Annotated in this window: 4 protein-coding genes and 2 tRNA genes; 4 read left to right on the forward strand and 2 right to left on the reverse strand. The window is 70.1% G+C overall.

Annotation, left to right across the window (positions count from 1 at the left end; genetic code table 11):
* Positions 1-138: 138 nt before the first annotated feature.
* Positions 139-318, forward strand: a complete 180-nt coding sequence (locus tag ACFV2X_RS55185; RefSeq protein WP_385631807.1) for a helix-turn-helix domain-containing protein — start codon at positions 139-141, stop codon at positions 316-318.
* On the forward strand, positions 318-1,589 hold the full coding sequence (xerC, locus tag ACFV2X_RS55190; RefSeq protein WP_385631810.1) for a tyrosine recombinase XerC: 1,272 nt from the start codon (positions 318-320) through the stop codon (positions 1,587-1,589). Before ACFV2X_RS55185 ends, xerC begins: the two co-directional genes overlap by 1 nt.
* A gap of 91 nt (positions 1,590-1,680) precedes the next feature.
* Here xerC and ACFV2X_RS55195 read toward each other — a convergent pair.
* Both ACFV2X_RS55195 and ACFV2X_RS55200 read right to left on the reverse strand, forming a co-directional pair.
* Positions 1,681-1,753, reverse strand: a tRNA-Arg gene (locus ACFV2X_RS55195).
* 319 nt (positions 1,754-2,072) lie between these two features.
* A tRNA-Ser gene (locus ACFV2X_RS55200) sits at positions 2,073-2,162 on the reverse strand.
* Positions 2,163-2,367: 205 nt separating this feature from the next.
* Between ACFV2X_RS55200 and ACFV2X_RS55205 the strand changes: the two genes are divergently transcribed.
* Positions 2,368-2,820: an SSI family serine proteinase inhibitor gene (locus ACFV2X_RS55205; RefSeq protein ID WP_385631813.1), complete on the forward strand. Its 453-nt coding sequence runs from the start codon at positions 2,368-2,370 to the stop codon at positions 2,818-2,820.
* Positions 2,821-3,045: 225 nt separating this feature from the next.
* Positions 3,046-5,338: PAS domain-containing protein (locus tag ACFV2X_RS55210; RefSeq protein WP_385631815.1), on the forward strand; the 2,293-nt coding region annotated here is incomplete at its 3' end.

Consider the following 5,338-nt stretch of genomic DNA (forward strand, 5'->3'; position numbering starts at 1 on the left):
CGAGGAAACCACCCTCGTCCTCTCCCACTGGCAATACCTCGCCTCCGGCTACAGCCCCGGCGAAGAACTCATTGCCGCCCAAGTACGCCACGACCGCGCCCAAGCCCAACGACTCAAGACGGAAGGAGCCCCCTGGCTGTGACGGCCCTGCTCAACGTGGACCAGGTCGCCGCTCGACTCCAGGTCAGCCGCTGGACGGTCTACAACCTCATCCGCTCGCGCGAACTGGCCTCCCTGGCCATCGGCCGCTGCCGCCGCATCACCGAAACCGCCCTGCACGACTACATCACCCGACAGACCGAACGAGAGGCCGCCTGATGGGCAAGAAGAACGCGAATGGTGAGGGCTCGATCTGGCAGCGGCAGGACGGCCGTTGGGCGGGGTCGGCCTATGTGCTCACCGCTGACGGGACGTACAAGCGGCAGTACGTCTACGGCAAGTCCTGGGACGACGTCCACGACAAGCTGACCCGGCTCAAGGCCGACTCACAGAGCGGGCTTCCCGCCGCCACGTCCAAGCTCACCGTAGGCGAGTTCATGACCTACTGGTTGACGCACGTGGCACGCCTCAAGGTCCGGCCCACCACGTACGCCGCATACGAGTCGCTGGTGCGGAACTACCTCATACCGGGGCTCGGCAAGAAGAAGCTGACGCGGCTCACCGCACGCGATATCCGCTCGTTCCTCGTCACGACCGCGCGTACTTGCCAGTGCTGTGCACAGGGCAAGGACAAAGCCCGGCCGGAGCGCAAGCGCCGGTGCTGCGCGCTCGGCGAGTGCTGCGAGGGATACCCGTCCGATCGGACCGTGCGCTTCCTCTTGGTGATCCTGCGGGCCGCTCTCCAGCACGCCGTACGCGAGGACGAGTTGCCGCGCAACGTGGCCCGGAACGTCGAGCTGGGTATGGGCACGAAGCGCGAGATAGAGCCGCTGACAGCTCGGGAGGGACGTCAGTTCCTGGCCGCCGCGCGGGGCGACCGGCTGTGGGCCGTCTACGAGCTGGCCGTACGGATCGGGCTGCGGCGTGGGGAAGTGCTGGGGCTTCGCTGGCAAGACATCGACCTGCATGACGGCGTTCTCACCGTCCGGCAGACGCTTCAGCGTGTCGGCGGGAAGCTGGTGATCTCCTCCCCCAAGACGGAGCGATCCGCCCGGCGGGTCGCCCTCCCCGACGAGTGCATCACCGCGCTCCGGGCCCGGAAGGCACAGCAACGGGCGGACAAGATCGCGGCCGAGGAGTGGAAGGGCGATGCGAATGATCTCGTCTTCACCACCCGGTACGGAACGCCGATCGAGCCGCGCAACCTGAACCGCGCTTTCAGCCTGATGTGTGACAGAGCCAAGATCCGCCGCGTCCGCTTTCACGACCTCCGCCATACCTGCGCGTCCCTGCTCCATGAGCAGGGGGCCGATGCTCGGATGATCATGGAAGTCCTGGGTCACAGTTCCATTCGCGTGACCATGGACATCTACACGTTCGTCCGGATCGACTCGCAGCGGTCCGCCTTCGATCGCGTGGGAGCCGTCCTCCGTGACAGCAACGACGGCGATGACGGTGACGGCTTGGGCGGAGTCCTCGCGATCGTCTGATCAGTGCCGCGCGGCGGTTGCTGTCACCGTTGCTGTCAACGCATACGCCAGAGGCCCCTTTCGATAATCGAAAGGGGCCTCTGATCTGGGGCGCGCTCGGCAGGATTCGAACCTGCAACCTCTTGATCCGTAGTCAAGTGCTCTATCCGTTAAGCTACGAGCGCTTGGCTTCCCGGCGATCTTTCTTGCCGGTCGGCGTTGCGGGGACAACATTACATGACCTGCGGCGTCAGACGAAATCCGTTTCCCTTACCCCCTCTGAGCTGGGAAAACTCTCTTTTGGCGGCCATCCGGAAGATCGGCGGGGGAACCTCCGCGCGTACGGCAAAAGGAGGCGTGGCACTCATGGGATGCGGCCGTCGGATGATCACCGCGCCAGGGCCCGGGAAGGCCACGAACGGCGTAGCTGGGCGGGTAGGGGTTCACGCGAGAGTGGGGAAACGCAGCGGAGCCCCGGCCGTGGGGCCGGGGCTCCGGTGAGTGCGGAGGCTCCGGGATTTGAACCCGGGATGGGGGGTTACCCCAAACCGCATTAGCAGTGCGGCGCCATAGACCAGACTAGGCGAAGCCTCCATGCACACCGAGCATATTCGCGCGAGCGAGATGCGGTGTGTGCAGATGATGTCACAGCCCAGGGGGATGTCACCAATCGCCGCCTACGGTACTCGGCTGGCGGGGCGCATCGCAAAGCCCTTATGGCGGCGCAACGCGCACGACGGCGGCGCGTTAGAGGGGCAGGGGCAGTGCGCCCCGCTGTGATCACACCTGGAGCGCGCCCATGCCCCTGCTGCACCGCCTTGCCGTCGCCGTCGTCACGGCGGCCGCCTCCGCCACCGCGATGAGCGCCACCGCTTGGGCGGCCGCGCCCGTGCCGCTGCCGATGCCGTATGACGAGGAGGGCACCGATCACCTGATCGTGACCGTGTCGCGGGGCGGTGGTGCCGCGGGCTCTGTCACGTACACGCTGGCGTGTCATCCCACGGGCGGGACACACCCGGCCGCGCACGGGGCGTGCGATCAGCTGGACTCGGCGACGGTGTGGGGGAGGGATCCGTTCGCGCCCGTGCCGCCCGGGGCGATGTGCACGGGGCAGTACGGGGGGCCGGCCACCGCGCAGCTGCGCGGTCGTTGGGCGGGGCGGCCGGTGGACGCGGAGTTCTCGCGGGTCAACGGCTGCGAGATCGCCCGATGGGACAGATTTTCCGTTGTTTTGCGTCTTCCTGGGAGCTGACCTGGAGATTGACCAGGCCTGGGACAGAACGGCCGGAGAGCAGACCAAGGAGGTTTGTCCGGGCGTGCGCCGAGACGCGTACGTCGTGCTGCGACCTCCCTCTCATCTACCGCCGCGTCCGCCCCCGCTGCCCGTAGACTCCCCTGAGGACACTCCACGGACGGGGCGGCACAACGACCGCGAGTGTCGGGGCAAGGTGCGGTACATCAGGGAGGAAGCGTCGTCGTGAGCAGCAGGCCATCCCGAGGCGCTGCTCGCCTCGCAGCCATACTCGACGCCCTTCCCGACGCACTGCTGCTGGTCAACTGCAATGGCACGGTCGTCAACGCCAACCACATCGCGCTCGAGACCTTTGAGGTGCCGGGAACAGCGCTGGTCGGCCGTGGTCTGCTGGATCTTCTCCCCTCCTTCGACTCCAATCGCATTCCGGGCTCGATGCGCCGCCCCGGCGACGAGGACGAGGGCGGTCACACCAAGCCGACGCGGATGATCGCGCGGCGCACCGACGGCATGCAGTTCCCCGTCGAGGTCACCAGCGCCAACCTGGAGGACGGCAGGACCCCTTACGCCGACCAGTACAGCTACACCGGCGACGAACTGCTGATGATCGTCGTGCGCGACCTGACCGGGACGCTCGACACGGAGGCCGAGCTCGCCCGCCAGCAGCGCCAGACCGAGATGATCCTGCGCGCGGCGGCGGAGGGCGTGGTCGGCGTGGACACCGAGGGCAAGGTGGTCCTCGTCAACCCGTCCGCGGCGCAGATCCTCGGATACCGGGCCAGTGACCTGGGCGGTCAGGAGCTTCATCCTCTTGTACACCACTCGCGCCCGGACGGTTCCCCTCTGCCGTACGAGGAGTCCCCGCTCACCGAGACCCTGCGCTCCGGCCGTAAATACCGGGTGCGCGGCCAGGTGCTGTGGGCGAAGGACGGCAGCCCCGTACCGGTCGACCTGACGACCGCGCCCGTGCGGGACGGGGAGCAGCTGGTCGGCGCGGTGATGACCTTCACCGACCGGCGGACCGAGGAAACCCTCGTGGCGACCCACGCGGAAGAGGTCGAAAACCTCACGGCCAAGCACGCGAAGGAGCTGGAAAAGCTCACCGCGCGCCACGCGGAGGAGCAGAAGAAGCTCACGGCGCAGCTCGCCAAGGAGCGGAAGGAACTCACCGCGCAGCTCGCCAAGGAGCGGGAAGCGCACACCGAGCGGTACGACGCGCTGGCCGCTCGCAACGCCCAGCTGCTCGCCGTCCTCGACCAGTCGCTGCGCGGCCCGTTGGTGGAGCTGCGCGGCGAGCTCGGCGTGCTCGCCGACGACCCGGCCGGGCAGCTGTGGCCCGAGGCCAACCAGATCCTGCACCACCTCGCCGCCGGGTACACCCGGATGACCACGCTGGTGGACAACGTCCTGAGCTACCAGCACCTCGACTCGGGCGACGAGGAGTTCACCCGGCACGCGGTCTCGATGGACGAGGTCGTCGCGGACGGCGTCGAGGGCGCGGTCGAGCTGATCGGCCCCGGGCGGGCGCAGTTCGCCGTGCACGCGCCGCCGATCGAGGCCGAGGTGGACGCGGAGCGGCTGGCGCAGGCGCTGGCGCACCTGATCGCGGACGTGGCGGGGGTCGACTCCACCGGCAAGGCGGCCGGGGGCCCGGGCGGCGCGACGGGCGACTCGACCATCGTGGTCGCGGCGGCGCAGCGCGGCGATGTCGTACGGATCGAGGTGCGCGGGCCGTACGCGGGCGGCGATCCCGTACACGAGCCGATCGTCCGCGGGATCGTACGGCGGCACGGGGGCGTGCTGCAGACGCATGAGATGCCGGGCATGGGCGGGCACGCCTACGTCCTCGAAGTGCCGATCTCCGCGGCCGCCGCCGCCCAGGCGGACCAGACGGACCAGGCCGAGAGCGCCGCAGGGGCGTCGGGGCGTACCGCCGGCCGAGGCACCGGCGCCGGGAAGACTGGCGCGGGCTCCGGTGCAGGCTCCGCGGCCGGCCAGGGCGGGACGAACGGCACGGGCACCGGCCAGACGCCGACCGGACCGACCGGACGGCGCGCACGGCGCGGCCCGGCCGGCGCGACCGGCGCGGCCGCAGGCGGAACCAACGGCGCCGGCACGAACGGCGCCGGTACGAACGGCGCGGGAACCGACGGAAGCGGTGCCAACGGGGGTGCGGACGGACAGCCCCCCGCGCGCGGCGCCGACCCGCGTACGCCGAGCACCCAGGGCGCCGGTCACCGCGGCGCGCACGCCGGTTCCGCGCCCGCGGGGCCCGCGGCGCCCGCGCCCGACGGCGACAACACCACCCCGGGGCAGCCGACCGCGGCCGGGGAACCGCAGCCGACCGGGCGCCGGCGCGCCCGCCGCCACCCCGACGAGGAGCAGCAGCCGGCGGTCGCGAGCGCGAACGCCCAAACCGACGGCCAGGGTTCGGGGGCCCATCGCCATGCCCGCGGCGCCGGCCCACAGGCCGACCCCCAGGCCGGTCAGCAAGCCAACCCGCAACCCGGTCCCCAGC

The sequence above is a fragment of the Streptomyces sp. NPDC059679 genome (assembly GCF_042734105.1).
GTDB lineage: Bacteria > Actinomycetota > Actinomycetes > Streptomycetales > Streptomycetaceae > Streptomyces.

Excerpts from the sequence above, each read along its gene's own strand:
- xerC (WP_385631810.1), top strand. The coding sequence starts at position 318 with ATGGGCAAGAAGAACGCGAATGGTGAGGGCTCGATCTGGCAGCGGCAG.
- ACFV2X_RS55205 (WP_385631813.1), top strand. The coding sequence starts at position 2,368 with ATGCCCCTGCTGCACCGCCTTGCCGTCGCCGTCGTCACGGCGGCCGCC.